The sequence below is a fragment of the Enterobacter cloacae complex sp. 302F9 genome (genome assembly GCF_050030335.1).
Taxonomy (GTDB): Bacteria; Pseudomonadota; Gammaproteobacteria; order Enterobacterales; family Enterobacteriaceae; genus Enterobacter; species Enterobacter hormaechei_C.
Map to the genome: position 1 here is coordinate 374,739 of NZ_JBLGUC010000001.1, position 26,957 is coordinate 401,695.

Consider the following 26,957-nt stretch of genomic DNA (forward strand, 5'->3'; position numbering starts at 1 on the left):
CTATGCCATGTTTTTACTATGGGTATTTCCTGACTTTACGGCCCTTTGCGGGGCAAAACCCTGACGAAAAACAGCCAATCGTCAAAATTGACGTGTCGAAAGGGCAGGGGATGTGACATGGATTGAATTTCCGTCACGTAAAAAACAATTCGGCTGGAGCCAGCGGCAGAATGGTTCAGACTTAACATAATTCCCTGACGGAAGCATGCGATGAAACCGGCGATTCTGGTGGTTGATGATGATGTCGCAGTCTGCGAACTGCTACAGGATGTGCTCAGCGAGCACGTCTTTACCGTGCTGACGTGTCACACCGGTCAGGACGCGGTGAACCGTGTCCAGCAGGATCCCGGCATTGCGCTGGTTCTGCTGGACATGATGCTGCCGGATATCAACGGATTACAGGTTTTGCTGCAACTGCAAAAGCAGCGACCATCGCTACCGGTGGTGATGCTGACGGGGCTGGGAAGTGAATCAGATGTGGTCGTCGGGCTGGAAATGGGCGCCGATGATTACATCGGAAAACCGTTCAATCCGCGCGTGGTGGTCGCCCGCGTTAAGGCGGTGCTGCGTCGTACCGGCGCGCTGGACGCGGAGCCTGCCGCGCCGCGCGTTGAAGGTATTGCCTTTAACGGCTGGACGCTGGACACCACCCGCTGCGAGCTGAGCGATCCGCAGCGTAATACCGTGCCATTAACCCAGGGCGAATACGGCCTGCTGCTGGCATTAACGCAAAACGCCCGCCGGGTACTGAGCCGTGAACAGCTGCTGGAGCTGACCCACAGCGAAAGCGCCGAGGTCTTTGACCGCACTATCGACGTGTTGATCATGCGGCTACGGCGTAAAATTGAGGTCAATCCGCACCAGCCTTTGCTGATCAAAACCATTCGCGGTCTGGGCTATGTTTTTGCCACGGACGTTTCCCATCATGAGAAAGCCGCCTGACCGTTCTCCTGAATAAACGCCTGAAGCTCGGCCAGCGTTTTCGCGCCGTCAATCGCATTGGCCGCCAGCAGGCTGGCCCGCGCGCAGGCATGCGCCAGATAAATACTCTCGGTAAGCGACAGCGATTCATGGCAACCGTATAAAAAGCCTGCGCAAAACGCGTCGCCCGCACCGACGCTGCCGATAATCTCGTCCTGCGTCAGCTTCCACGACGGAACCCATTGCCCTTTTTCACCCGGCGCTTCACCCCATGCCCCTTCCGGACAGTGGATCACCACCCGCTGCCGCACGCCTGCCGCCAGCAGCTGTGCGGCAGCGTCGGCGATATGGACCATGTTCAGCGCACCATGACCGTCGCGGATCTCAAGCCCGCTAAACTCACCGGCTTCCAGCTCGTTAATCACCAGATAATCAAGATGACGCAGGGCAGGGAGCACCAGCGGCTGATAGCGCGGATCGCCCTTGCGGGAGACCAGATCGAGCGAGGTTTCATACCCCTGATCGCGCATCTGTGCCAGTAACCGCGCGCTGCGGGTGCCAAACTCCTCGTCCGGCATGTCCAGGCTGTCGAGCAGCAGCAGATAGCCGAGATGGAAGATCTTCAGCGATCCGTCTAAACGATCGAAGGCGGGAAGATCCAGCAGGCGGTTGGCGCCCGGCGAGTGAAAAAAGGTGCGCTGTCCGCTGGGGTCGGTCATTACCTGCGACATCGACGTTGGGGCGAACGTCGTGCGCTGCACGCGCTGGCGATTGACGTGATACTGGTTGAGCATCGCCAGAATATAGTCTCCGTCGCTGTCTTCCCCAATCAGCCCCACCGCCTGTAACGGCAGGCCGACGTGCATTTTCGCCAGCGTCAGTAGAACGTTGAGCGGCGCACCGCCGGTTGAGCGCTCACTGTGGGTGATTTCCGCCAGCCAGCCGCGCTCCGGCCACTGTACGATCTGGTGGACGTGATCCACCAGCATGTTGCCTGCGGCGATAATCCCTTTGCGTTCCATTATGCCTGCCCCGCGCTGCCGAAGATGCGCATCTGCTCCGCGACCGTATCGGTAATGGCCTCTTCAATGCCCAGCAGCAGTTCGGCAAACTCATCGTACAGCGGCTGGCGGTTCGCCATGCGCTGCTCAACGGCGGCGAGCGCGGCCTGCGACATGCCGGTATAAAAATTGATTTTATGAATGCCCAGCTCGATAGCGCGGCGGAAGTCGGCATCGCTAATCCCGGAGCCGCCGTGTAAAACCAGCGGCAGGCCCGTCTGCTGGCGAATGGCGTCCAGACGCGGGAAATCAAGCTTCGGCTCGCCCTTGTATTTGCCGTGCGCGTTGCCAATGGCGACCGCCAGCGCGTCGATACCGGTTAAATCGACAAACTCGCGCGCCAGCTGTGGGTCGGTAAAGAACGCTTCATCCGCATGCCCATACAGCGCGCCGCCTTCATCTCCGCCGACCGCGCCCAGCTCCGCCTCCACCGAGACGCCCACCGCGTGGCACATCTTCACCACTTCCCGGGTCTGGCGGATATTTTCCTCATAGCTCAGCGTCGAGCCGTCGAACATCACCGAGCTGAACCCTAAGCGCAGGGCGCGCACGACGGCCTCAAAATGCAGCCCGTGGTCGAGGTTAAGCACCACGGGAATATCGTGACGGGCGGCTTCGAACTTCACCGCTTCAACAAGCGACTCCAGAGACACGTACTTAAAATGCACTTCCGCGATGTTGATGATAAACGGCGAGCGTTCCTGCTTCGCGGCGGCAAACAGCGCGCGCAGAAAATGGGAGTCGAGAACGTTGAACGCGCCCAGGGCGTAGCGGTGTTCTCTGGCGTGTGCCAGACCGTCGGCAAGAGAAATCAATGGCATCATTCACTCCTTATATCCGAAACAGGTTGTACTCGTTGCACAGCACCAGCACCGCCGGTTCGTCTTCTTCGATGGTGTTGTAGCGATCGATGGGCTGTAAAAAGTGGTTGTCGTGTTCATCGTCATTGACCGACGACACTTCGCCCACCAGCACGTCGCCAAAGCCGCGTTCACCCCAGAAACTGTGGTACAGGCCGGGCGTCAGGCAGATGCTCTCCCCTGGCGTGAGGCGCAGCTGGCTGCCGGGCGCGTGCGTCTGCCGACAGCCGTCTATCGTGACGATCACGTCGGTGTTTTCGGTCTCCTCATGCGCCCCCGCATTCCATAACTCAATAATCAGATTCCCGCCGCCGCGGTTGATGATGTCCTCCCGCTTGCGCCAGTGGAAATGCATCGGCGTCACCTGGCCGTCGCGGACGTGCATGATTTTTTCGGCATAGCACTTCTCATAAGGCACGCCGTTGGGGGAGCCGTTGCGCAGGGTGAACAGCGTCAGCCCCTGTGCGGCAAAGTGGTTGCCGCCAAACGCCGTCACGTCCCAGCCGAGCCTGAGGTCGAACACCTCCTGCCAGGCGGCCTGGTCAAGCTGCTGCCATTTTGTTGGCGGAAAGCTGGCAAACGGCGGGAGATGCACGTCGTGCATGGAGAAGAACTGCCGCGTGTGGCCGAGGATTTCATTGATGTCGGAGCGTTTCATGGGGACTCCTTGAGTTTTATGCCGCCCCCTCACCCTAACCCTCTCCCCAAAGGGGAGAGGGGACGATTACACCCTCTCCCCTTTGGGGAGAGGGCCGGGGTGAGGGCATCAGGCCGCACCGGGGTTACTTAACCGTCCACCCCTTATACGTGCCGACGTTCTTTTTATCGATCATCGTCACCGGGATCAGCACAGGCTCTTTCGGCGCAGGTTTGCCCTGAAGAATGTCATAGCCAATCTCCACCGCCTTCGCCGCCATCACCTGCGGATCCTGCGCCGGTGTCGCCACAAACAGGGAGTTTTCGCGCTTCAGGGCTTCTTCACCGTCCGGGCTGCCATCCACGCCAACGATAAAGAACTCATTACGTTGAGCCTGTTTCGCCGCCAGATCGGCGCCGATCGCCGTCGGATCGTTAATTGCGAATACGCCGTCGATCTTCGGATTGGCCGCCAGCAGGGAGGTCATGACCTCCAGTCCGCCTTCGCGGCTGCCTTTGGCGTTCTGATTATCCGAGAGCACTTTGATATCCGGGTGGCGCCTGAACTCGGTCTGGCAGCCCTCCACGCGGTTTTGTACCGCAGAAACCGGCGGCCCGTTGATGATCACCACGTTGCCTTTACCTTTCAGGCGGTCGGTTATGTACTTACAGGCCATCTCCCCCGCCTGGGTGTTATCGGAGGTGATGGTCGCATCAGCCCCTTCCGCCGCCACGTCAACCGCCACGACCACGATCCCTGCCTCTTTGGCGCGTTTTACCGCCGGGCCGATCCCTTTGGAATCCGCGGCGTTGAGGATGATCATGTCCACTTTCGCCGCAATGAAGTTATCGATCTGCGACACCTGCTGGCCCAGATCGTACCCGCTGGAGACCAGCGTCACCTTGACGTTATCTCCCGCCAGCTTGCGCGCTTCCAGCTCGGCGCCTTTGGTGATCTGCACGAAGAACGGGTTAGCCAGGTCGCCCACCGTCACGCCGATGGACTTCAGATCTTTTGCCTGCGCAAACGGGGTTGCGGCCAGCAGCGCGCCAGCACAGAGCGCGGTCACTAAGGGCTTTAATCTCATGCTGTATTCCTCACGTAGGGTATTGTTGTTATGCACTTTGATGGTGTCGGGTACGGTATTTGTCGATCAGCACCGCTATGATGATCACCGCCCCTTTGATCACCAGCTGCCAGAAGTAAGAGACGCCCATCAGCGTCATGCCGTTGTTGAGGGTGGCGATGATCAATGCACCGACCAGCGTGCCGGTGATCGTGCCGATCCCGCCGACGAAGCTGGTTCCGCCGAGGATCACCGCCGCAATCGCATCCAGCTCGTACCCCGTGCCGAGGTTGCCGTTGGCGCTGTAGAGGCGCGAGGCGCTCATCACGCCGCCTAATCCCGAGAGCAGGCCGCTCATGCCGTAGACAAACAGCAGCACCAGCCAGACCTTGATGCCGGTTAAGCGTGCCGCCTGCATATTGCCGCCGACCGCATAGATGTGAACGCCGAGGGTGGTGCGACGCAGAATAAACCAGCACACCACAATCACCGCCAGGGCGATCACCACCAGCCACGGAATCGGGCCGAGGTAGTTGTTGCCGATCCACTCGAAGTTAATGTTGGAGTTAATGACCGTCGTGCCGTCCGCCAGCAGATACGCCGCGCCGCGCAGTGCCGTATAGGTGCCGAGGGTGACGATAAACGGCGGCAGCCCGGCAAAGGCCACCAGCGCGCCGTTGAACAGCCCCAGCACCATACCGAGCATCAGCGCCGCCGGAATGGAGAGCATCGCAAATTCCGGGATAAGCGAGACCACCATCGCCGCTACCGCCGTAGTGCCCAGAATCGAGCCCACGGAGAGGTCAATCCCGCCGGTCAGGATGATGAAGGTCATCCCCGCCGCCAGCACGATGTTGATCGACGCCTGCCGGGTAATATTCAGCAGGTTGCTCTCGGTGAAAAAGTTCGGGGCGATAAAGCCAAATACCGCCACAATCAGGATTAAAATTGGCAAAATGCCGATCGTTTGCATCAGATCGCTCATCAGCATTTTTTTGGCGGAGGCGGATTTCGCCACCTGCTGCGGATGGGTTGGAGTTGTCATAATTACACCGCCTGATGATGTGTGTCGTTCACGCCGGTTGCCAGCGTCATAATGTTTTCCTGAGAGATGTCGCGTCCGTGGAGTTCACCCGCGATGCTGCCTTCCCGCATCACGTACACCCGGTCGCTCATGCCCACCACTTCCGGCAGCTCGCTGGAGATCATCAGAATCGCCACCCCTTTGCGCGCCATCTGGTTCATGATGCGGTAGATCTCGCTTTTCGCGCCGACGTCCACGCCGCGCGTAGGTTCGTCCAGAATCAGAATGCGCGGGCCAATCGCCACCCAGCGGGAGATCAGCAGCTTTTGCTGGTTGCCGCCGGAGAGCCCGCCCGCGCGCACCTGAGAATGCGGCACGCGGATATTGAGCAGGGCGATGGCGTCATCGGAAATAGACTGCGCTTTTTTGCGGTTCAGCCAGCCGAAGGTGGCGTCGCGCTCCAGCGTCGCCATGGTGATGTTCTCCTGCGCCGCCAGCTCCAGAAACAGCCCCTGCTCCTTGCGGTTCTCGGTAAGAAAACCGATGCCGTTTTCAATGGCCGCGCGCGGGGAGTGGATCACCACCGGTTCGCCGTCGACCTCGATCATGCCGCCGGTGGCTTTGCGCACGCCGAAGATCAGCTGCGCCAGCTCGGAGCGACCGGCCCCGACCAGCCCCGCCAGCCCGACGATTTCACCGGAGCGAACCTGCAAACTGCACGGCAGCACTTTTTTGCCATCTGTCAGGTGGTGCACGTTCAGACGCGGGCTGCCGAGCGGAATATCGCGCTCTTTGTTAAACAGATCGCTGAGCGGGCGGCCCACCATCATGCGCACCAACTCAGAGGCATTCAGCTTGTCGCGCGTCAGGCTGCCGACGTACTGCCCGTCGCGCAGGACGCTGACGCGATCGGAAAGCTCATACACTTCCGCCATGCGGTGGCTGATGTAGATAATCGCCATCCCTTCATCGCGCAGGCGCAAAATCAGTTCAAACAGGCGGTGCGTTTCGCGCGAAGAGAGGGCGGCGGTGGGTTCATCCATCACCAGAATGCGGCTGTTGCGGTGCAGCGCGCGGGCGATCTCCACCTGCTGCTGCTCGGCGATGGTCAGCTTCATCACCAGGTCGGTGGCGCTGAACTGCGCGCCGAGACGGTCAATCACCGCCTGCGCCTGGGCGGCCATCTCTTTGCGCTGCACCAGCCCGCCGCGCGACAGCTCGCTGCCGAGAAAAATGTTTTCCGCCACGGTCAGGTTAGGAGCAAGCTGCATCTCCTGATAAATCAGGGTAATGCCTGCGGCCAGCGCATCCTTCGGACCTTTGATGTGAAACGGCTGACCGTCGATGAGGATGTCGCCGCTGCTGGCGGTATAAGCGCCTGCGAGGATCTTCATCAGCGTGCTTTTTCCGGCGCCGTTTTCCCCCATCAGCGCGTGGATCTCACCGGGGAAAACCGTCAAATCCACACCCTTGAGCGCGTGGAAATTGCCAAAGGTTTTGGCAATGTGGCGCATCTCTAAAACCGGGGTTCTGCTCATGGCGGATCTCCTGTGAATGTCGATATCTGTACTTCATCACAGGCGCGTAAATGCAAAATGTCAGAAGCTGTTCATATTTGTCATAGTTATGAATAGCTAATCGCCATCACATTTTCCTTTTCCCTCTCCCGGCGGGAGAGGGTCAGGGTGAGGGCACCAAACCGCAGAGGAGCCCAAACCCATGTCTTCACGCCCCCCGTTCTTCACCAGCGCCCGCGGTCGCCTGCTGATATTTAACCTGCTGGTGGTGGCGGTAACGCTGATGGTAAGCGGCGTGGCGGTGCTCGGCTTTCGTCATGCCAGCCAGATCCAGGAGCAGGTGCAGCAGCAAACGCTGGATGATATGACTGGCAGCATGAACCTCGCGCGCGACACGGCCAACGTGGCAACGGCGGCGGTGCGGCTGTCGCAGGTGGTCGGTGCGCTGGAGTACAAAGGCGAAGCTGAACGGCTTAAACAGACGCAGATGGCGCTGCGCCACTCGCTGGAGCAGCTTGCCGATGCGCCGCTGGCGCAGCAGGAGCCCGCGCTGGTGGCGCGTATTATTCGCAGGAGCAATGAGTTACAGCAGAGCGTGACGGGAATGCTGGAGCGCGGGCAAAAACGGCATCTGGAGCGTAACGCGCTGCTCAGCGCGCTGTATCAAAGCCAAAGCTATCTGCGTCATTTGCAGGATATCAACCGCCGTTACGCGAGCAATGTGCCAGACGCCCGGCAGCTTGCAGAGATGGACAGGCTGATCGTTGCCGCCATTGATACCCCTTCACCGCGCGCCACGGTGCAGCAGCTGGATGCAGTAACCGCGATGTTACCCGCGAGCGCCCTGCAACCGGTGGTCAACCTGGTGCTCCCGGATTTTAATGATGAGCTGCGCAAGCTCGCGCCACTGTCAAAGCAGCTGGAGGAGAGCGATCTGTCCATCAGCTGGTACATGTTCCACATCAAGGCGCTGGTGGCGATATTAAACCGCGACATCAATCAGTACGTTGAACAGGTGGCGCAGGCCTCCCGGCTGCGTACCGCCCAAAGCCACCAGGAGCTGCGCTCCATCAGCGTGTTTATCAGCGTCTTCGCGGTGCTGGCGCTGATCATCACCGGCTGCGCCTGCTGGTATATTTACCGCAATCTGGGCTCCAACCTGACGGCTATCTCAAGGGCAATGTCGCGCCTCGCTCACGGCGAGCAGGATGTGTCGGTGCCCGCGCTACAGCGGCGTGATGAGCTGGGGGAACTGGCGCGCGCGTTTAACGTTTTTGCCCGCAATACCGCTTCGCTGGAGCACACCACGCGGCTACTGAAGGAGAAGACCTCGCAGATGGAGGTCGACCGCATCGAACGTCAGGGGCTGGAGGAGGCGCTGCTGCACAGCCAGAAAATGAAGGCGGTTGGGCAACTGACGGGCGGGCTGGCGCATGATTTTAATAACCTGCTGGCGGTGATTATCGGCAGTCTGGAGCTGACCGATTCAGCGTCACCGGACGCGCCGCGCATCACTCGTGCGCTCAAAGCCGCGGAACGCGGGGCCATGCTCACCCAGCGTCTGCTGGCCTTCTCGCGCAAGCAATCCCTGCAACCCCATGCGGTAGAGATGAAGCCGCTGCTGGAGAACCTGAGCGAGCTGATGCGGCACTCGCTTCCCGCCACGCTGACGCTGGATATTGAAGCGCAAACCCCGGCCTGGCCCGCATGGATTGACGTCAGCCAGCTGGAAAACGCCATTATCAACCTGGTAATGAACGCCCGTGATGCAATGGAGGGGCAAAATGGTGTGATCAAAATCCGCACCTGGAACCAGCGTGTGACCCGCAGCGACGGGCGCAGGCAGGATATGGTCGCGCTGGAGGTGATTGACCACGGCTGCGGGATGTCGCAGGAGGTGAAATCGCAGGTCTTTGAACCGTTCTTCACCACCAAACAGACCGGCAGCGGCAGCGGGTTAGGGCTGTCGATGGTGTACGGCTTTGTGCGTCAGTCCGGGGGGCGCGTTGAGATCGAAAGCGCGCCGGGGCAGGGAACCACCGTGCGGCTCCAGCTGCCGCGCTCGACGCTGCCCGCGTTCTCCGATGATGCCGCGCTGGCGACCACGGCCCCGGCAGAGAGTGAGCTGCTTGTGCTGGTCCTGGAAGATGAGGCGGGCGTGCGGCAGACACTGTGCGAGCAACTGCACCAGCTTGGCTACCTGACGCTTGAAGCCGAAAACGGCGAGCAGGCGCTGAACATGCTGGACGCATCGCCGGATATCGGCATGTTTATCAGCGACCTGATGTTGCCGGGCGGCCTGAGCGGCGCGGAGGTGATCGGCCATGTACGCAGCCACTATCCGCAGTTGCCGGTGCTGCTGATCAGCGGGCAGGATTTGCGCCCGGCGCATAACCCGCAGCTGCCGGACGTTCAGTTACTGCGAAAACCGTTCACCCGCGCACAGCTGGCGCAGGCGCTGCGCAAGGTGATGGCAGGAACCGGCAGCGAGCCAGGGTAGCGGCCCCCTGAGCGCCGTTAAAAGACGACGACGAGGCAGGGATAAATTTCACGGACTCATGCGGCAGCGGGCGGCGCAAATGCTGCTTTATCCCGACAATCAGCGCTTCGCGCGGAAAGCCAGGCATATCCATTACGCCGCCACCGAGGATCACCGCATCCGGATCGAACAGATTTACACTGGTGGCAATGGCGCGGGCTGCATGATTCAGGAGTTGTTGTACGAAGGGGTCATCGGGTACGGCTGAAAAGATATCTCCCATCGCATACTCGCGGGGCTGCTGTTCGTACCACTGTTTCAATGCGATACCGGAACAAACTGTTTCCAGACATCCCGGGTTGCCACAACCACAGTGCCGCGTCATATCCCCCTGTGGAATATGCCCGAGCTCGCCCGCTACGCCGTGCGCGCCCGTCCATGGAGCACCGTTTAGCCAGATGGCAAATCCCATGCCGGTGCCAAGATAGGCCGCCAGAACCTCTTGCTGCTGGAGATTGTGTTGCGCCACGTCAAACGAAAGCTGAAGGTTAACGTCGCGGGAAAATTCGACCGGGCAGCCTAGCGCATCTTCAAGTTTTCCCGCCAGATCGCGGAGCTCATTCGCCTGCAAAGGCAGATTAGGCGTCGAAATAATGGTGCGTTTGTCTTTGCCGACCAGTGCCGGAAAGCCCATGACCAGACCGCGACAGTGAACCTGTAAATGACGCAGCTGAGCCGTGATCATTTCCGTCACGCCGCACACCACACCAGAGCGGATAACCTCCGCGGTGCGCTGTTTTTCACAATGCAACACCGCACCGTCGGCCGTTTGCAGGCAAAAACGGATATGAGTGGCCCCCATATCCACTCCGGCGACGACATCAGGCTGTTTTTGCATGAGGAACAACCTCGTTTCGTGCCGACAGGATCTGCCCGGCCATAAGCTGCCATGCATCCCCGATATTCTCTGCATGGTTGAACAGACCAGACGTTCCGACGATAAAGACATCTGCGCCGGCGGCCATCAGTTTTTTATAGGTGGCCTGATTGCATGAGCCATCGATCTCAATCTCATAGCTCAGCCCTTCGCGTTCGCGCCAGGCTTTCAGCTCGGCAATTTTCTCCAGCATTTCCGGAATGAACGGCTGCCCGGCAAAGCCTGGATCGACGGTCATCACGGTGATTTTGTCCGCCTTATGAATATAGTATTTCATCGCCTCAACCGGGGTTTCCGGGTTGAGGATGAGTCCCACCTTCATACCGTGACGACGGATCTCTTCAATCAGGCGGAAAGCCTGACCGTTGATGGTCTCCGGGTGCAGTGTGATGAAGTCTGCTCCGGCCTGCGCCAGCTGGCTTATGTAGTCCTGCGGGCGAGTCACCATCAGGTGACAGTCCAGTGGTTTGGTGGCGAGCTTCTTCACCTGGCCGACAAAGAACGGAGACAGCGTCAGATTAGGCACAAAGTGGCCGTCCATGATGTCGATATGGAAGTAGTCCGCGTGCTGGTCAATAAATTCGATCTGTTCTTTGAATTTCAGCAGATCCATACACATCAGGGAGGGTGAAATTTTCATAGTGATTTCCTTACTTACTGATCAATCTGTCGAGGGCAACAGCGGCGATAATCAACCCGCCCATTACCACCAGCTGGTAGTAGGTTTGTACCTGTAAGATATTGAGTCCGTTATTGATGGTGCCGATGATGAGACCACCAATCACGACCGAGAAGATGCGGCCTTTACCGCCGAAGAAGCTGGTTCCGCCGATGATGGCGCTGGCGATGGCGTATGTTTCAAATCCCATCCCGGCCAGCGGCTCCGCTGCGCCCAGACGCGCGGTCGACACCACGCCCGCCAGCCCGGCGCATACGCCAGAAATAATGAGCACCACCAGAATATGAAACTTCACGTCAATGCCGGAGTAGAACGCCGAGTTTTTGTTACCGCCCAGGGCGTAGATATTGCGCCCCAGCCGCATACGGGTGGTGAGGAACCAGAGGATCACCGCGACGATCAGCGAGAAGATGACCGGTACGGGTATCCCGAGGACGCTGGCAGCGAAGAAGTTTACAAAATCGAACGAAAAGCCATAGACGGAGTTAGCATCGGAAATCACCAGCGTGATGCCGCGAAAAATGGCGTTAGTACCGAGAGTGATAATGAACGGATGTAGCCCGGTCCAGTTGACCAGACAGCCATTGATCGCCCCCAGCGCGCCGCCGACCAGTACGCCGCCAATCAGTGCTGCAAAAAACGGGTCGACACCAGCCAGCATCAGTTTGGCAGTCACCATGCCGGAGAGTGCCAGAATGGCTCCGACGGACAGATCAATACCCGCGACAAGGATGGCAAAGAATTCGCCCATCCCGATCAGCACCGTTACCGAGCTCTGGACAAAAATCTGCGTGATGTTGTTGGTGGTGAGGAAGTACTCCGATGACAGCGTGCCAAAGATGGCGACTATAATCGCGAGGATAAAAAAGGTACCGTACTTGTCCCAGAACAGCGCGAAGTTAAATGGCTTTTTCTCCGCCATATCGCCTTTCACTCTTGTGGTAATGCCCATGCCATGATCTCCTCTTCGCTCATGTCGTCGCGATTGGTCAGGATTTGCGTCAGCCGCCCTTCGCAGAACACGGCGATGCGGTCGCAGACGGCGATAATTTCAGGTAATTCAGACGACACCATCAGGATGACCTTGCCTTCGTCAGCCAGCTGGCGCATCACCTTGTAGATTTCGGCCTTTGCGCCGACGTCGATGCCTCGCGTGGGTTCATCAAAAATGATGACGTCCGGGTTGCAACACAGCCATTTAGAAATCAGCACCTTTTGCTGATTGCCGCCGGAGAGTTCGGTGATGTTTTGCTCTACGCTATGGCACTTCAACGCCAGCAACTGGCGCTGTGCTTCGGCGGTCTTGCGTTCTTCATGCTCGCGAAAGAGCCCCATGGCCCCTTTATAGCCACCGTTTTTCAGGCTCTGGCTGACGGCCATGTTTTGGGCGATAGAGAAATTAGGGAAAAAGCCATTTTCGCGGCGGCTTTCGGTGATGTAGGCCATCCCTTTTTTCAACGCATCCAGAGGCGAACGCGGGGAGATGGTTTTGCCGTTGAGGCGAATTTCACCGCTCGCGCGTTTATCCACGCCGAAGAGACAGTCCATCAGTTCGGTACGTCCCGAGCCGACCAGACCCGCAAAACCCAGTATTTCGCCGCGGTTCACGCTGAACGAAATATCTCGCACTTTTTTCTTGTCCCGGCTGGTGACGTTGTTCACCTCAAACACCGTGTCGCGTTCGATGTTGCCGGTGCTCTCTTTCATGGCGTTAAAGCGGTTTTGCAGTTCGCGGCCGACCATCAGGCGCACAATGTCGTCGTTTGAAACGTCACTCACCAGGCCACTGCATACGCTGGAACCGTCTTTCATTACCGTGTAGCGGTCGCAGATGCGGCGGATTTCCGCGAGCTTATGCGAGATATAGACAATGGCGGTGCCTTCTTTACGCAGCTGATTCATGATCAAGAAAAGATAATCCACCTCTTTATTGGTTAATGAAGATGTGGGTTCATCCATAATGATCACTTTGGCATCGAGCATTAAGGTTTTCGCGATTTCCAGCATCTGTTTATGGCTGATGGATAAATTCGCTACCTTTTCATCTAAATCGACTTTTAATCCGACGCGTAAGAGCATCATCGCACCGCGAATGCGCATCTCTTTCCAGTCAATAATCCTGATGCCACAAACCTTTTTAGTCAGGTGACGGCCTATATATAGATTTTCCAGCACGGTTAATTCATCAATAACGCTGAGTTCCTGATATATAATGCCGATGCCCAGTTGTGCTGCCAGTTTATGATCCAATTTGTCGTAATTCTTTTCATTAATAATAATGGAGCCTTTGGTCGGCTCATGAATTCCCGACAATACTTTCATTAAGGTTGATTTACCGGCACCATTCTCCCCTAATAACGCGTGGATCTCATGAGGGTATATAGTTAAATCAACCGATTTTAATGCGTGAACCGGACCAAAGGATTTGCCGATCCCCGCCATCGAGATATATGGCGTGACCATGTTTATTTCCTTCTCTGTTCACCCTCTCCCTGTGGGAGAGGGCCGGAGTGAGGGCATCAAGCCGCACAGTTCTGCGTTATTTTGTCACCAGAATCGAATCCACCAACTTGAATTCAGGCGTTTTTTCCAGCGGGATGACTTTCCCGGTTTTCGCGGCATCCACCATTAATTTCAGGCCGGTCGCCCCGATGTCCGCCGGGTTTTGTGCGACGGTTGCCGTCATCTGACCGGCTTCGACCATCTTACGCGCCTCTGGGATACCATCGGTGCCGACCACCAGCACTTTGCCGATTTTACCGGCGTTTGCCACCGCCTGTGCCACGCCCATCGCCATGGTATCGTTCGCGCAGTAGAAGGCTTTCAGATTCGGGTTTCGTTGCAGCACGTTGGTTGCCACATCCAGAGCTTTAATGCGATCCCAGTCAGCGGGCTGGCTGGCAACCAGCTTAATTTGGTTTGCTTTTTTGAAGGCTTCTGTTGCGCCATTGCGGCGCGCCTCGCCCGATGCGTTACCGGCTTTACCCTCAATGATTGCGACTTCGCCCCCCTCCGCACCAAGTTTATTGATAATAAAATCGGCCCCTTTTGCGCCGACGGCCACGTTGTCCGTTGTGACAAACCCCTCTACATTGCCACCTGCTTTTTTCAGGTTATCCATATCGATTTTTTCATCGAGATTCACCAGATAGAGACCTTTCTGCCAGGCGCGCGCGACGGGCATGACCAGATTCACGGAGGAGAGTGGGGCAAAAGCGATACCCTTGTATTTTTTATTACTCAGATCTTCGAACAGCTGTAGCTGGGACTGAAAATCCCCTTCTGACGGCGAGGCAAAAATATCAACGCTTACTCCCAGGGTTTTGGCTTCATCTTCAATCCCTTTCTTCATATCCACCCAGAATGGATTGGAGAGCGTTTTTAATACCACCGCATATTCCGCAGCAGCAAACGCGCTGGTGGATAACATTAAGCCCATAGCGGCGCCGCTGAAATATTTCAGATATTTATTCATAGCAGTGTTCTCAATGTAGGGTATGTTGTTGTTAATCCCGCCTGAGCAGGATTAACCTTTTAATTTACTTCAGTGCGCCAGGAGAGAAGAAATCCACAATAGCGCCGGTTTTTTGCATATTAAGTGTGGCCTGTTCGATGTTTTGTTGTGCAACGGAAACAAATAACGCATCTAATAATGTAAGCTGTAATATACGCGCGGAGGCGTTGCGCCCTAATAACGGGGTCTCTGGTGCTGGCGAACAAATAATATAATCAGCAAGTTTAGCAATCGGCGAATGGTAGCTATGAGTAATACAGATAATTTTGGCGCCGTTCTTTTTTGCTAACTCAACTGCTGCTTTCACATCACTGGTGCGGCCGGAATGGGAGACCACCAGTACCACATCCCCTTCCTTCAGCAGCGATGCTGACATCATCATAATGTGCGCGTCCTGATACGACTGGCAGCGCACGCCGATGCGTAGAAACTTATGCTGGATGTCGGCGCAAATAGCGTTAGAACCCCCCACACCGTACAGATCGCGCTGGTTGGCCTGGGCGAAGAAACGTGCCGCGCGGTGAATTTCATCCACGTTCACTATCGACTGGCCTTCCATAATGGTGCGCAGCGTAATATTGAACACTTTGTTAACCACATCCTGTGGTGCTTCATCAAAAGCGAGTTCCGCAGGTAATACTTGTTCGGATTGCGAGAAGTAGTCGACCAGCGCCGCACGCAGGTTACGGAAACCGCTAAAGCCGAGCAGTTTGGCCACTTTCACGATCATCGCTTCCGACACCATCAGCGTTTCGGCAACGTCTTTAATCGCAGGCGCGCCGCTCAGGTTACCCGGCTGGAGCAGCCAGTCGACGATACGGCTTTCGTTGCCGGTCATGCCTTCCTGCTTCATGCGCAGGTACGGTGCAAGGCCAATGCCGTTAGGCAGCTCTTTTTTAAATTCTGACTGACTCATCGCTCTCTTTTGTCCTTAAAAATGAAGACGACACTATATCACCACACTCTGGCATGAAAATATGCTGGCAACTTCACAATGTTTAGAAATTCATAAAGTTTTATTGGCTGTGAAGTTTTGAGGGGCGGTTGCTTTAGGACTCCCTTAAAAATCAATAACATAATTATGACGCGTTAACGGATTTTAATGCATGCCGTAAGAAATATACCGTCATGAGAGAGTTGAAATGTCAAAGTCAGGGGTGTAGAACACGCGCAGAACTCGATGGTTTTGAGGTTTTATTGCACAACTGACCGGTCTTAAATCACAACTCCATCGAGTTCGTAAAGTTAACCCACGATGAGGTTTATTATGAAAAAGATTGCATTTGGCTGCGATCACGTAGGTTTTATGCTGAAAGAGGATATTCTGGCCCATCTGTGCGCGCGTGGCATCGACGTGGTGGATAAGGGCACCTGTTCCCCGGAGCGTACTGACTACCCGTATTATGCCAGCGCGGTTGCACAGGCTATTATCGATAAGGAGGTGGATGGCGGCATCCTGATCTGCGGAACGGGGGTAGGGATCTCCATTACGGCCAATAAGTTCCCGGGCATCCGCGCAGTGGTCTGTAGCGAACCTTATTCAGCTCAGCTTTCAAGGCAGCATAACAACACGAATGTGCTGGCATTTGGTTCGCGCGTGGTCGGACTGGAGCTGGCAAAAATGATCGTCGATGCCTGGCTAAATGCACCGTTTGAAGGGGGACGACATCAGGCGCGAGTCGATGCGATAGGGGCGATTGAACAGGCCAGGAATTGAGATTCCTCCGCTACCCCGGTTCCCTGCCATTCATTACCGTAAGGCCAGTTCACCTGCGAGTCTGGCCTTATGAAACGTTACTCTACCGCTCTGTTATTGGGTCTGCTGACTTTAACCAGCCAACTGGCGCATGCCGATGTGATTGATGATGCCATTGGCAATATTCAGCAGGCGATCAACGACGCCTATAACCCCGGCAGCAGCCGTAATGATGACGACGACGATCGTTACGATCGCAGCCGTCAAACCGACAGCCGCCAGTACGACGATCGTCGTCGACAGTTAGAAGATCGACGCCAGCGTTTAGACGAGCGTCAGCGGCAGCTGGATGACGATCGGCGTCGGTTAGAAGAGGATGAGCGCCGGTTAGAGGATGATTACGATCGGTGGTAACCCCGGTATTGCAACGCACAGGCCGGGTAAGGCGCAGCCGCCACCCGGCAAAACCTAATCCAGTACCAGCACCATCCCGTCATACCCCGCTTCAATGCCGGACGGCAGCGGGTTATTCATCATCCACACGTCAAACTGATGGCTGATATGCGTCAGGATCACCTGCGGACAGCCAATCACCCCGTTCAGCGCAATCACCGTATTCAAATCACAATGGTTGCGCGGCGTCTCCGGGCGCGGTTCATGGCTACAGTCGATAATCATCGCCTGCGGCTGATTGTTTAGCAGAAACGTCACCGTTTTATCCGGTAGCCCGGCGGTATCAGAAAGCCACGCCACGCGGCTGTGGGCGGACTCCAGCAGATAGCCAAACGTGAGTTTTGAATGGTTGAGCGGCAGCGGCGTGACCCGCAAGCCCTGAAGTTCAAACATCACAAACGGCTCCACCGTGTGGCTGAAATCGAGAAGGCCCGGATGCTTGAACAGGTCGTCACAGCCTGCGTCGTCCGGCGGACCGTAAACCGGAATGGTCGCTCCCACGCCCCAGCGCAGAGGAAAAAGCCCCTGAACGTGATCCATATGATAATGGGTAAGCAAAATCTGCCTGAAACTCCCCGCGGGCCAGTCGTCCATCAGGTGTGGAATACCCGCGTCCAGCAAGGTGACCGAATCGTTGAATTTCACCGCCGCGCTACAGGGGCGACGGCGATAATTTTCCTGTAAACGCGCCCGTCGGCACGCCGCGCAGTCGCAGCCAAACACCGGCACCAGCTGAGCCCCTCCGGTTCCTGTCAGCGTGATCGTCAGACTCATAACGCACCTCTACAGCGGTTTGGTGAAGCGGAAATGGCTTTGCGTATATCCTTCACGAACATAAAAACGGTGCGCGTCCACGCGCTTCACGCTGGTGGAAAGCTCGGTCAGCTCGGCGCCTGCCTGTCGCGCGACGTCCTCTGCCCAGGCCAGCAGCTGGCTGCCCACTTTTAATCCGCGCGCCTGCGGCATCACCACCAGCTCCTGGATCTCGCCGATCCAGCGGGCGTGATGCAGGTGAAACTGCATATGCAGGCCGATCATACCGATGATCTGCCCGTCCAGCTCGGCCAGCTGGTAACGCATATTGTGATCCTGCAAGTTGGCCAGATACCCGGCGTGAAACGCCTGATGATCGAACTCGGCCTGCTTAAGTTCGCAGATCAGCGCGTAAACGATCGGCGCATCGTCGGCGGTGGCGGGGCGAAGCTGGCAGTCAGGCATGCTGTTTCTCCTTCTGGCGAATAAGCGATAGCAAGGTCTCGATTGACTGTAGCAAACTTCCGTCGTTATTGAGGAGATGGCAACCCGACGGGGTGTAGCGCGCCGCCCGTTCCAGCCGCTGGTCGATCTCGCGCGCGTTTTCGCGTCCCCGCTTTTGCAGCCGGCTACGCAGAACGTCCGGGGAAACCTGCAAACAGACCGGGAGCAGCGCCGCTTCGTACCGGGCGCGAGCCTGCGGGAGATGCGCCCGCGAGCCGTTAACCAGCACGTCGAACCCCGCATGCAGCCAGAGGTCAATCTCAATACCGACGCCATAGTAGTAACCGTTGGCATGCCAGCTCAGCGCCAGCAGGTTTTGTCCGGCGCGGGTAAAAAACTCCTGCTCGCTCAGGGCGATATGGTTCTCGCTTCCGGCGTTGGCATCGCGCGTGATATAGCGGTGCGCCACCAGCAGCTGTGAATGTTCCCGCTGCCGTAACGCCGACAGCAGGCTGTCCTTCCCGGAGCCGGACGGGCCCATTAACCAGATGAGTCTTCCCATCAGAACACCCTTTTTCCCTGACGCCAGACGTGGTCGATATGAATGTGCTCGCCCTTACGGTGGGCGAGCACCAGATCGGCCCGTTTCCCCTCGGCAATTTCACCGCGATCGTGAAGATTAAGCGCGCTGGCCGGGTTTTTCGTCACCAGGCGAATCGCCTGTGGCAGCGTGAAGCTGTTGTTCTCGTCGTCCGCGACGCGGAAGGCCGCGTCCAGCAGGCTGGCGGGGTAATAGTCAGAGGAGAGGATATCCAGCAGGCCGAGCGAGGCGAGCCTGCTTGCCGCCACGTTGCCGGAGTGCGATCCGCCGCGCACGATATTTGGCGCGCCCATCAGGACGTTCATGCCGTGCTTACGCGATGCCTCTGCCGCTTCAAACGTGGTGGGAAATTCAGCTATCACGCTGCCAAGCTGGTGGGATTCGCGCACGTGATCGTGCGTGGCGTCGTCATGGCTGGCCAGGGCAATATTCCGGTCCCGGCACATCGCGGCAATGGAGAGGCGATTCGGCTGCGACCACTGGGCCGCAAGCTGGAGCTGCTCTTCTTCGTAGCGCGCCATCTCCGCGTCGTTGAGCGAATATTTGCCCTGATAGTATTCGCGATACTTTTCAATGTTGGCGAACTGGCGCTGCCCCGGCGAGTGATCCATCAGGGAAACCAGCGAGACCGGCTCGCGGCCCACCAGCTTCTCAAACAGCGGCAGGGTGGTGTGGTGCGGCAACTCGCAACGCAGGTGCAGGCGGTGCTCGGCGCGGTTGAGGCCGCGCTTTTGCGTCTCCTCCACGGCGTTGATCATCTTCTCCAGATTCTCCAGGCGATCGCCGCCGTCGCGCACGTCGCCAATCGCCACCGCGTCCAGCACCGTGGTGATGCCGCTGGCGACCATCAGCGCGTCGTGGCTGCTCATCGCTGAATGAGCAGGCCAGTCCACCTTTGGGCGCGGGGTGAAGAATTTATCGAGATTATCGGTATGCAGCTCAATCAGCCCCGGCAGCAGCCAGCCGCCTTCGCCGTCCATCGCTTCAGGAGTGCGGCTCCGGGTTTCGGCAAAGGCGCGGATGACACCGTCCCGCACCTCAACCGAGCCGTTCACGACCTCATTTTCCAGCACCAGCCTGACATTATTGATAATCATACGTTTGTCCCCATCGGGTGCAGTCTGTCCGCCACGCGTTGGCGTACGGCGTCGTCGTGGAAGATCCCGACGATCGCCGCGCCGCGCGCTTTGGCCTGTTCGATCAGTTCCATCACCGCTGCGCTGTTCTTACTGTCGAGCGAGGCGGTGGGTTCATCCAGGAGTAAAATCGGATAATCGACGATAAAGCCGCGGGCGATGTTGACGCGCTGCTGCTCGCCGCCGGAAAAGGTTGACGGGGCGAGGTGCCACAGACGCTCCGGTACGTTGAGGCGCGTCAGCAGGCTGGCGGCTTTAGCGGCGCAGGTTTCGCGCGGCACGCCGAGATCCAGCAGGGGTTGCATGACCACGTCCAGGGCGGAGATCCGCGGGATCACTCGCAGGAACTGGCTGACCCAGCCGATCGTCGAGCGGCGCACTTCCAGCACTTTGCGCGCGGGAGCCTGAACCAGATCGACCCATTCATTGTTATGGCGAATATGAATATGGCCTTCGTCCGGCAGGTAGTTGGCATACAGGGAGCGCAGCAGGGTGGATTTTCCGCTGCCGGAATGGCCATGCAGCACCACGCATTCGCCGTTGCTGACCTCTAACGAGGCATTTTGCAGTACCGGCAGGCGGACGCCGTTTTGCTGGTGGAGCACAAAGGTTTTACTGACATTTTCAACGTGGATCATTTTGGCCTCGCGATTCGTTTTGCCGGGTGGCGGCTTCGCCTTACCCGGCCTACGGGTGCGGTGTTCGTTTTGCCGGGTGGCGGCTTCGCCTTACCCGGCCTACAAGGTGCGGTGTTCGTAGGCCGGGTAAGCGCAGCGCCACCCGGCAACCGCGCCCTCAGTTCTGCAATACGGACGACACCAGCAGCTGGGTATACGGATGATGGGGATCGTCGAGCACGCGGTCGGTTAACCCACTTTCCACCACCTGACCCTGCTTCATCACCAGCAAGCGGTCTGCCAGCAGGCGCGCGACGCCTAAATCGTGGGTGACAATCACCACCGCCAGGTTTAGCTCCACCACCAGGCCGCGCAGCAGGTCGAGCAGGCGAGCCTGTACAGAGACGTCCAGCCCGCCGGTCGGTTCATCCATAAACACCAGCTTCGGATGGGTGACGAGATTGCGGGCAATCTGTAAACGCTGCTGCATGCCGCCGGAGAAGGTGGTCGGCAGGTCGTCGATGCGCGAGGCGGGAATTTCAACCTCTTCCAGCCAGTGCTGCGCCGTGGCGCGGATGTTGCCGTAGTGGCGCGCGCCGGTGGCCATCAGCCGTTCGCCGATGTTGCCCCCCGCCGACACCTGGCGGCGCAGGCCATCCATCGGGTGCTGGTGCACCACGCCCCACTCGGTGCGCAGCAGGCGGCGGCGATCGGCTTCACTCATGCCATACAGCGACACGCCCTCATACAAAATGTCGCCATTCTGCGGCGTCAGGCGCGCGGAGATGGACTTCAGCAGGGTGGTTTTACCGGAGCCGGACTCGCCGACAATGCCCAGCACTTCGCCCGGCCACAGCTCAAACGACACGTCGCTAAAGCCTTTGCCCGGCGCATAAAGGTGAGTCAGGTTATTAACCGAAAGCAGCGGTTTCATTGGCTGTTCGCCTCGCTCTGTTGGCGGCAGTAATCGGTGTCGGAGCAGACAAACATCCGTTTGCCCGTGTCGTCCAGCACCACTTCATCCAGATAGCTATGCTTCGAACCGCAGATGGCGCACGGCTCGTCCCACTCCTGCACCGTAAACGGGTGATCGTCAAAATCCAGGCTCTCCACACGGGTGTACGGCGGTACGGCGTAGATGCGTTTTTCACGTCCGGCGCCAAAAAGTTGCAGGGCGGGCATCATGTCCATCTTCGGGTTATCGAATTTCGGGATCGGCGACGGGTCCATCACGTAGCGGCCGTTCACCTTCACCGGGTAGGCGTAGGTGGTGGCGATATGGCCGAAGCGGGCGATGTCCTCATACAGTTTGACCTGCATGATCCCGTACTCTTCCAGGGCGTGCATGGTGCGGGTTTCGGTTTCCCGCGGCTCAATAAAACGCAGCGGCTCCGGGATCGGCACCTGGAAAATCAAAATCTGATCTTCAGTCAGCGGGGTCTCCGGAATGCGGTGACGGGTCTGGATCAGCGTCGCGTCTTCGGTTTTTTCGGTAGTATTAACGCCCGTTACGCGCTTAAAGAAGTTGCGGATCGACACGGCGTTGGTGGTGTCGTCTGCCCCCTGGTCGATGACCTTAAGCACGTCCGCTTCGCCGATCACGCTGGCGGTGATCTGAATACCGCCCGTGCCCCAGCCGTAGGGCATTGGCATTTCGCGGCCGCCGAATGGCACCTGGTAGCCGGGGATCGCCACTGCCTTAAGGATGGCGCGGCGGATCATGCGTTTAGTTTGTTCGTCCAGATAGGCAAAGTTGTAGCCGCTTAAGTTAGCCATTGGCGCGCTCCCGTTGCAGGCGTTTCAGCAGTTCCAGTTCGGCCTGGAAATCGACGTAGTGCGGCAGCTTGAGGTGCGAGACAAAGCCGGCGGCCTCAACGTTATCCGCGTGGGCCAGCACGAACTCTTCGTCCTGTGCCGGGCCTGCAATATGCTCGCCGTAGTCCGGCGCCTGGAGCGCACGGTCAACCAGCGCCATCGCCATCGCCTTGCGCTCGCTCAGGCCATACACCAGCCCGTAGCCGCGGGTAAAGTGCGGATCTTCATTCTCTGGCGCGACAAAACCGTTGACCATTTCGCACTCGGTCATCAGCAGTTCGCCGATGTTCACCGCAAAACCCAGCTCTTCCGGCACGATTTCAATGTCGATATAACCGCTGCGGATCTCTGCCGCGAAGGGGTGGTTGCGCCCATAGCCGCGCTGAGTGGAGTAGGCCAGCGCCAGCAGATACCCTTCGTCACCGCGCATCAGCTGTTGCAGGCGGGACGAGCGCGAACAGGGATAGACCGGCGGCGTGCGGGTGATGTCATCCGGTGTGCTGCCGGTGTCCTCCTCCGCCTTCGCCAGCCCCTGGTTTGCCAGCAGGCTAAAGACGTGCGGGGAGGCGTCTTGTTCAGCGTCAGAGACGCTGAGCTGCGGTGTTTCACCGTTCGCCAGCAGAGTGAAGTCCAGCAGGCGATGGGTGTAGTCGTAGGTTGGACCAAGCAGCTGGCCGCCAGGAATATCTTTGTACACCGCAGAAATACGGCGCTCTAATCGCATTTCCGCCGTATTCACCGGCTCGCTAACCGCCAGCTTCGCAAGCGTAGTGCGGTAAGCGCGCAGCAGGAAGATGGCTTCCACGTTATCGCCGCTGGCCTGTTTCAGCGCCAGCGCCGCCAGTTCGCGGTCCGCGATGCCGCCTTCGGTCATCACGCGGTCGACGGCCAGGTTTAACTGCTGTTCAATCTGGGCGACGCTCAGCTCGGGAAGGGCGTCATCCCCCCGGCGTCTGTGCGCCTGCAAGGCATGGGCGGCGGCGATCGCCTTCTCGCCCCCTTTGACGGCAACGTACATCAGCACACCTCCACGTGAGTGGTTCTCGGGATCGCCAGCAGGCGCTCGCCGCAGGTCAGGATCAGGTCGATACCGAGCGGGAACGGATGCGGGCGCTCGGTCAGCTCATGAATGATGCACTCCGGCAGCTGGGGGGCGACCATCCGCTCGTCGGCAATCCCTGCACCCGTCAGGCGCAGCATGCGGCCACCGCTCAGGCTGGAGACCTGCAAAATCAGCGTAGCGCTGGTTTCTGGTGCGACGGCGCTGCCTTCGCTCAGGGCGTTAAGCTGTTCGTGGCTGATTTGCTCGTCGGCCACGGCGAAGACCGCCTGCTGGGGCTGCTCGACCAGCGGCGCGTTGGTGTGAAAGCGCAGGTTCTGGCTGGCGATATCGTTCAGCAATGCGCCTGACAGCCATACCGGGGTGTCGTTGTCCGCCAGGGTCAGCAGCACGCTGGTCGAGGCGAGGTTCAGCGGCAGCCAGCCCTGGGAGAGCTGATGCAGCGAGACAATGACGCCCGGCTCGCTCATGGCTTTCAGCAGGCGACGGAAACTCTGTTGGGCATCCTGGACGGCCAGGGTAAAAGCAGGTTGAAGCGTCATGCGTTGTCTCCGCGAACGAGCGTAAAGAAGTCGACCCGGCTGGTATTCACTTCGGCCTGACGCGCGGCAAGGCGTGCGGCGCGGTCGGCTTCCAGCGGGGCAATAAGGGTTTCCATTAACGTCTGAAAATGCGGCTGTTCCTGTAAAAGCGCGTCGATCGCTGCGCAGCGCTCGGCGTGCGTTTTGTCGCGCCCAAGTACGTAGCCGTAGCCCAGCGTGCCGCTTTTCAGGCGGATCACCGCGCGGGTGAGGGTGGCATCGCCGGCGAAGAAGCGCTCGCCGGTGCCGCCCATGCGTGCCTGGATCTGCACCAGGCCGATCTCCGGCGCGCGGATCGTGTCGTAGTCCGGCGTCAGGCCGAGCGTGCTCATGCGGGCAGCCAGCGCATTAGGCTGGCTGTGGGCCAGCACGCGCATCCAGCGCTGACGAGTGGAGGTGTCGAAGTGCATTCAGTGCTCCATGGTAAATTCAATCATGTCGGCGCGGGTCAGGCTGACGGAGTATTCCGTTGCGTTGACGTCGCCGTCACGGTGGTTGAGGGTGCGCACGCAGAGCAGCGGGGCCATGTTGGGGATCTCCAGCACCTTGCTCTCTTTCGCCTGCGCGCGGCGGGCGCTGATGCGCGTCTGGGTGCGTTTGAGCGCGATACCCGTCGCGTTCTGAAGAAAATCATGCAGGGAACCGCTGGCGAAATGTTGCAGCACGGGCCAGAGGGTGAGGTCCGCGAAGTAGTGGTCGATCTGACAGACCGCCACGCCGTTCACCCGGCGCAACGTGCGCAGGTGAACGACGTTGTCGCCCTCCTGAATCCCCAGCGCGTCCGCCACGTGGCGGGAGGCGGGGCGCAGGACTGACAGCAGCTTTTCGCTGGTGGGGTGGCTGCCCTGATCGAGCAGGTTCTGGCTAAAACGCGCCTGGGCATTGAGCGGGTAGTCGAACGGACGCATCAGCACCAGCACGCCGACGCCCTGACGGCGCTGGACCCAGCCGCGCTCCACCAGTTGATCGATGGCGCGACGCAGGGTGTGGCGATTCACTTCGTAGCGGTCGGCAAGCTGCTGCTCGGCGGGCAGGTAGTCTCCGCAGCGGTAGTGCGTGCGCAGCTCCACTTCGAGCTTTGCCGCAATCTCTTGCCAGCGGGTGGGGTAACTGGTCGGATGTCTGGATAAGTGCATACAAATCAAAGCCTCGCTTCTCAGATGAAGTGCTTACGCAAACGTTGAGAGAGGAAATCCAGCAGGCTGACGGTGACGATGATGAGCACCATCAGGGCGCAGGTTTGCTGGAACTGGAAACCACGAATGGCTTCCCACAGGGTGACGCCAATGCCGCCTGCGCCCACCATGCCGACCACGGTGGCGGAGCGAACGTTGGACTCGAAGCGGTACAGGGAGTAGGAGATGAGCAACGGCATCACCTGCGGCAGGACGCCGTACAGGATCTCTTCGATTTTGTTCGCTCCGGTTGCGCGGATGCCTTCCACCGGGCCGGGCTCGATGGCTTCAACCGCTTCGGAGAGCAGCTTGGAGAGCACGCCGGTGGTGTGGATGAACAGCGCCATCACGCCCGCGAACGGACCCAGGCCGACGGCGACCACGAACAGCATCGCAAAGACCATTTCGTTGATGGCGCGACAGGCGTCCATCAGGCGACGCATCGGCTGGTAGATCCACCACGGCACGATGTTTTCGGCGCTCATCAGGCCAAACGGAATGGAGAGGATCACGGCGAGGGCGGTGCCCCAGACGGCAATTTGCAGGGTGATCGCCATTTCACCGAGGTAGTCCTGCCACTGGCTGAAGTCCGGCGGGAAGAAGTCGGCGGCGAAGGTCGCCATGTTGCCGGAATCTTTGAAGAGCAGCAGCGGATCCATCTCCGCGCCCTTCCAGGAGATAACGAGCACCGCCAGCAGAACGGCCCAGCTTATGAGCGAGAACCAGCTGCGCTTTGGCGGCGGGAGGGTGATGGTTTGCATGTTTTACTCCGTGGCTCTTTGTGTGCCGGATGGCGCTACGCTTATCCGGCCTACGATCTGTTCTCCCTCTCCCTGTGGGAGAGGGCCGGGGTGAGGGCATCAGCGTGCGTATTTCCCCCTCACCCTCAAGGGAGAGGGAGAAAAGCGTTACTGCACCGCTTTATTCACGCTGGTCATGGCACCGAGCGCGGCGGTCAGGCGGTCGAGATCGTCCAGCTGCGCCTGAATTTCCGACACTTTGCTGGTCTTCTCTTCTTCCTTCAGACCCTTGTTATCCTTCACGCCCTGCATCTGCTTGAACAGCGCCAGCTGGCGAATCGGCACCAGCTGCAAATCGCTGGACGCGCGGAACGGCGCCCAGCCCAGACGCGCCAGAACCGCTTTCTCTTCCGGCGTTTTGCCGTAGTTCATAAAGAAGTCGTAGACCTTGTCCTTGGTATTCTCAGAGAGGTTTTTGCGCCACACGATCGGGTCGCCCGGGATCAGCGGCGATTTCCAGATAACCTTGATTTCCTTCAGCTTGTCCGGCGCGGAGGTCTTCAGCTTGTCGAGGTTTTCAGTGTTGTTGGTGGCGACGTCAACCTGCTTATTCGCCACGGCCAGGGCGTTGGTTTCGTGGCTGGCGTTGACCGTGCGCTTAAAGTCGCTGGCGGAGACGTTGTTTTTCGCGAAGACGTAATAGCCAGGGACGAGGAAGCCGGAAGTGGAGTTCGGGTCGCCGTTACCAAAGGTCAGCTCTTTGCGTTTGGCGAGCATGTCGTTGAGGTTGTTGATCGGGCTGTCTTTGTTAACGATGAGCACGCTCCAGTAGCCCGGGGAGCCGTCTGCCGCAACGGTCTGGGCGAAGACCTGGCCGTTCGCGCGATCTACCGCTTCCATAGCAGAGAGGTTGCCATACCAGGCGATGTCGACTTTGTTGAAGCGCATTCCCTGAATGATGCCCGCGTAGTCCGGGGCGAAGAAGGCGTTTACTTTGATCCCCAGTTTGGTTTCCATATCTTTCAGGAACGGTTCCCACTGCGGCTTCAGGTTTTGCTGTGATTCCGTTGAAATGATGCCAAAGTTCAGCGCTTTTTCCTGTTCCTCAGCGTAAGCAGGGCTTAGCAGGGTGCTGATGCTGAACATGCTGGTGAAGGCCAGCGCGGCAACGGCTTTGTAGTTCATGTCCAT

Annotated in this window: 29 protein-coding genes; 4 read left to right on the top strand and 25 right to left on the bottom strand. The window is 58.5% G+C overall.

The genetic code is table 11. The features are described from left to right. Positions 1 to 210 precede the first annotated feature (210 nt). A complete protein-coding gene (locus ACQG0T_RS01790) occupies positions 211 to 942 on the top strand; it encodes a response regulator (protein WP_032104458.1) in 732 nt (243 codons plus the stop codon). Here ACQG0T_RS01790 and ACQG0T_RS01795 read toward each other — a convergent pair. The 6 genes from ACQG0T_RS01795 to ACQG0T_RS01820 form a co-directional block, all read right to left on the bottom strand. After that, positions 924 to 1,943 (bottom strand): carbohydrate kinase family protein, encoded by a 1,020-nt coding sequence (locus tag ACQG0T_RS01795; protein WP_271040524.1) that lies wholly within the window; start codon positions 1,941 to 1,943, stop codon positions 924 to 926. The genes ACQG0T_RS01790 and ACQG0T_RS01795 overlap by 19 nt on opposite strands. Beyond that, the gene (locus ACQG0T_RS01800; RefSeq protein WP_023295772.1) at positions 1,943 to 2,803 is read right to left on the bottom strand and encodes a ketose 1,6-bisphosphate aldolase; all 861 of its coding nucleotides are present in this window, start codon (positions 2,801 to 2,803) and stop codon (positions 1,943 to 1,945) included. The genes ACQG0T_RS01795 and ACQG0T_RS01800 overlap by 1 nt, the downstream gene beginning before the upstream one ends. A gap of 10 nt (positions 2,804 to 2,813) precedes the next feature. Continuing rightward, positions 2,814 to 3,500 carry a D-lyxose/D-mannose family sugar isomerase gene (locus tag ACQG0T_RS01805; protein ID WP_017382640.1) on the bottom strand — a complete coding sequence of 229 codons (687 nt, stop codon included), beginning with the start codon at positions 3,498 to 3,500 and terminating at the stop codon, positions 2,814 to 2,816. A 124-nt stretch (positions 3,501 to 3,624) separates the two neighbouring features. Next, the gene (locus ACQG0T_RS01810) at positions 3,625 to 4,566 is read right to left on the bottom strand and encodes an ABC transporter substrate-binding protein (protein WP_003860240.1); all 942 of its coding nucleotides are present in this window, start codon (positions 4,564 to 4,566) and stop codon (positions 3,625 to 3,627) included. 28 nt (positions 4,567 to 4,594) lie between these two features. Continuing rightward, complete coding sequence (locus tag ACQG0T_RS01815) at positions 4,595 to 5,590, bottom strand: ABC transporter permease subunit (protein WP_003860239.1); 996 nt, start codon at positions 5,588 to 5,590, stop codon at positions 4,595 to 4,597. A 2-nt stretch (positions 5,591 to 5,592) separates the two neighbouring features. Then, entirely contained in the window at positions 5,593 to 7,107 is a 1,515-nt protein-coding gene (locus tag ACQG0T_RS01820; RefSeq protein WP_023302933.1) for a sugar ABC transporter ATP-binding protein, read from the bottom strand. Positions 7,108 to 7,288: 181 nt separating this feature from the next. Between ACQG0T_RS01820 and ACQG0T_RS01825 the strand changes: the two genes are divergently transcribed. Continuing rightward, positions 7,289 to 9,586 carry a hybrid sensor histidine kinase/response regulator gene (locus ACQG0T_RS01825; RefSeq protein ID WP_015570208.1) on the top strand — a complete coding sequence of 766 codons (2,298 nt, stop codon included), beginning with the start codon at positions 7,289 to 7,291 and terminating at the stop codon, positions 9,584 to 9,586. On the opposite strand, the gene alsK is transcribed toward ACQG0T_RS01825, so the two are convergent. The 6 genes from alsK to ACQG0T_RS01855 form a co-directional block, all read right to left on the bottom strand. Then, complete coding sequence (gene alsK / locus ACQG0T_RS01830) at positions 9,519 to 10,463, bottom strand: allose kinase (protein ID WP_015570209.1); 945 nt, start codon at positions 10,461 to 10,463, stop codon at positions 9,519 to 9,521. The two genes, ACQG0T_RS01825 and alsK, sit on opposite strands and share 68 nt — an antisense overlap. Further along, positions 10,447 to 11,142, bottom strand: a complete 696-nt coding sequence (gene alsE, locus ACQG0T_RS01835; RefSeq protein WP_015570210.1) for a D-allulose 6-phosphate 3-epimerase — start codon at positions 11,140 to 11,142, stop codon at positions 10,447 to 10,449. The genes alsK and alsE overlap by 17 nt, the downstream gene beginning before the upstream one ends. 10 nt (positions 11,143 to 11,152) lie before the next feature. Next, complete coding sequence (gene alsC / locus ACQG0T_RS01840; RefSeq protein ID WP_271040525.1) at positions 11,153 to 12,133, bottom strand: D-allose ABC transporter permease; 981 nt, start codon at positions 12,131 to 12,133, stop codon at positions 11,153 to 11,155. Continuing rightward, positions 12,112 to 13,644, bottom strand: coding sequence for a D-allose ABC transporter ATP-binding protein AlsA (gene alsA / locus ACQG0T_RS01845; RefSeq protein WP_017694707.1), 1,533 nt, complete (start codon positions 13,642 to 13,644; stop codon positions 12,112 to 12,114). The genes alsC and alsA overlap by 22 nt, the downstream gene beginning before the upstream one ends. A gap of 76 nt (positions 13,645 to 13,720) precedes the next feature. After that, positions 13,721 to 14,656 (bottom strand): D-allose transporter substrate-binding protein, encoded by a 936-nt coding sequence (gene alsB, locus ACQG0T_RS01850; protein ID WP_015570212.1) that lies wholly within the window; start codon positions 14,654 to 14,656, stop codon positions 13,721 to 13,723. Positions 14,657 to 14,720: 64 nt separating this feature from the next. After that, on the bottom strand, positions 14,721 to 15,611 hold the full coding sequence (locus tag ACQG0T_RS01855) for a MurR/RpiR family transcriptional regulator (RefSeq protein WP_039272000.1): 891 nt from the start codon (positions 15,609 to 15,611) through the stop codon (positions 14,721 to 14,723). Positions 15,612 to 15,962: 351 nt separating this feature from the next. Here ACQG0T_RS01855 and rpiB point away from each other — a divergent pair, with 351 nt between their 5' ends. Then, complete coding sequence (rpiB, locus tag ACQG0T_RS01860; RefSeq protein ID WP_015570214.1) at positions 15,963 to 16,412, top strand: bifunctional allose-6-phosphate isomerase/ribose-5-phosphate isomerase RpiB; 450 nt, start codon at positions 15,963 to 15,965, stop codon at positions 16,410 to 16,412. Positions 16,413 to 16,481: 69 nt separating this feature from the next. Then, the gene (gene yjdP, locus ACQG0T_RS01865) at positions 16,482 to 16,805 is read left to right on the top strand and encodes a DDRRRQL repeat protein YjdP (protein ID WP_017382647.1); all 324 of its coding nucleotides are present in this window, start codon (positions 16,482 to 16,484) and stop codon (positions 16,803 to 16,805) included. A 54-nt stretch (positions 16,806 to 16,859) separates the two neighbouring features. Here the strand turns inward: yjdP and phnP are convergent, their stop codons facing one another. The 13 genes from phnP to phnD all read right to left on the bottom strand — a co-directional run bounded on the left by phnP (position 16,860) and on the right by phnD (position 26,951). After that, positions 16,860 to 17,618 (bottom strand): phosphonate metabolism protein PhnP, encoded by a 759-nt coding sequence (gene phnP, locus ACQG0T_RS01870; protein ID WP_017694704.1) that lies wholly within the window; start codon positions 17,616 to 17,618, stop codon positions 16,860 to 16,862. A gap of 9 nt (positions 17,619 to 17,627) precedes the next feature. Then, positions 17,628 to 18,062 carry an aminoalkylphosphonate N-acetyltransferase gene (phnO, locus tag ACQG0T_RS01875; protein WP_015570217.1) on the bottom strand — a complete coding sequence of 145 codons (435 nt, stop codon included), beginning with the start codon at positions 18,060 to 18,062 and terminating at the stop codon, positions 17,628 to 17,630. After that, positions 18,055 to 18,606, bottom strand: a complete 552-nt coding sequence (phnN, locus tag ACQG0T_RS01880) for a ribose 1,5-bisphosphokinase (protein WP_271040808.1) — start codon at positions 18,604 to 18,606, stop codon at positions 18,055 to 18,057. Before phnN ends, phnO begins: the two co-directional genes overlap by 8 nt. After that, positions 18,603 to 19,739, bottom strand: a complete 1,137-nt coding sequence (gene phnM / locus ACQG0T_RS01885) for an alpha-D-ribose 1-methylphosphonate 5-triphosphate diphosphatase (protein ID WP_015570219.1) — start codon at positions 19,737 to 19,739, stop codon at positions 18,603 to 18,605. Before phnM ends, phnN begins: the two co-directional genes overlap by 4 nt. Then, positions 19,736 to 20,416 carry a phosphonate C-P lyase system protein PhnL gene (phnL, locus tag ACQG0T_RS01890; protein ID WP_015570220.1) on the bottom strand — a complete coding sequence of 227 codons (681 nt, stop codon included), beginning with the start codon at positions 20,414 to 20,416 and terminating at the stop codon, positions 19,736 to 19,738. Before phnL ends, phnM begins: the two co-directional genes overlap by 4 nt. 157 nt (positions 20,417 to 20,573) lie before the next feature. Then, positions 20,574 to 21,329: a phosphonate C-P lyase system protein PhnK gene (phnK, locus tag ACQG0T_RS01895; protein ID WP_015570221.1), complete on the bottom strand. Its 756-nt coding sequence runs from the start codon at positions 21,327 to 21,329 to the stop codon at positions 20,574 to 20,576. Further along, complete coding sequence (gene phnJ, locus ACQG0T_RS01900) at positions 21,326 to 22,171, bottom strand: alpha-D-ribose 1-methylphosphonate 5-phosphate C-P-lyase PhnJ (protein ID WP_006810438.1); 846 nt, start codon at positions 22,169 to 22,171, stop codon at positions 21,326 to 21,328. Before phnJ ends, phnK begins: the two co-directional genes overlap by 4 nt. After that, positions 22,164 to 23,228, bottom strand: coding sequence for a carbon-phosphorus lyase complex subunit PhnI (locus ACQG0T_RS01905; protein ID WP_015570222.1), 1,065 nt, complete (start codon positions 23,226 to 23,228; stop codon positions 22,164 to 22,166). Before ACQG0T_RS01905 ends, phnJ begins: the two co-directional genes overlap by 8 nt. Beyond that, positions 23,228 to 23,812 (bottom strand): phosphonate C-P lyase system protein PhnH, encoded by a 585-nt coding sequence (gene phnH, locus ACQG0T_RS01910; RefSeq protein WP_003860219.1) that lies wholly within the window; start codon positions 23,810 to 23,812, stop codon positions 23,228 to 23,230. Before phnH ends, ACQG0T_RS01905 begins: the two co-directional genes overlap by 1 nt. Beyond that, complete coding sequence (phnG, locus tag ACQG0T_RS01915; protein ID WP_015570223.1) at positions 23,809 to 24,261, bottom strand: phosphonate C-P lyase system protein PhnG; 453 nt, start codon at positions 24,259 to 24,261, stop codon at positions 23,809 to 23,811. Before phnG ends, phnH begins: the two co-directional genes overlap by 4 nt. Further along, positions 24,262 to 24,987 carry a phosphonate metabolism transcriptional regulator PhnF gene (gene phnF, locus ACQG0T_RS01920; RefSeq protein ID WP_047736615.1) on the bottom strand — a complete coding sequence of 242 codons (726 nt, stop codon included), beginning with the start codon at positions 24,985 to 24,987 and terminating at the stop codon, positions 24,262 to 24,264. A 20-nt stretch (positions 24,988 to 25,007) separates the two neighbouring features. Next, positions 25,008 to 25,787, bottom strand: coding sequence for a phosphonate ABC transporter, permease protein PhnE (gene phnE, locus ACQG0T_RS01925; RefSeq protein WP_017382653.1), 780 nt, complete (start codon positions 25,785 to 25,787; stop codon positions 25,008 to 25,010). A 147-nt stretch (positions 25,788 to 25,934) separates the two neighbouring features. After that, entirely contained in the window at positions 25,935 to 26,951 is a 1,017-nt protein-coding gene (phnD, locus tag ACQG0T_RS01930) for a phosphonate ABC transporter substrate-binding protein (RefSeq protein ID WP_032104778.1), read from the bottom strand. Between the last annotated feature and the right edge of the window lie 6 nt (positions 26,952 to 26,957).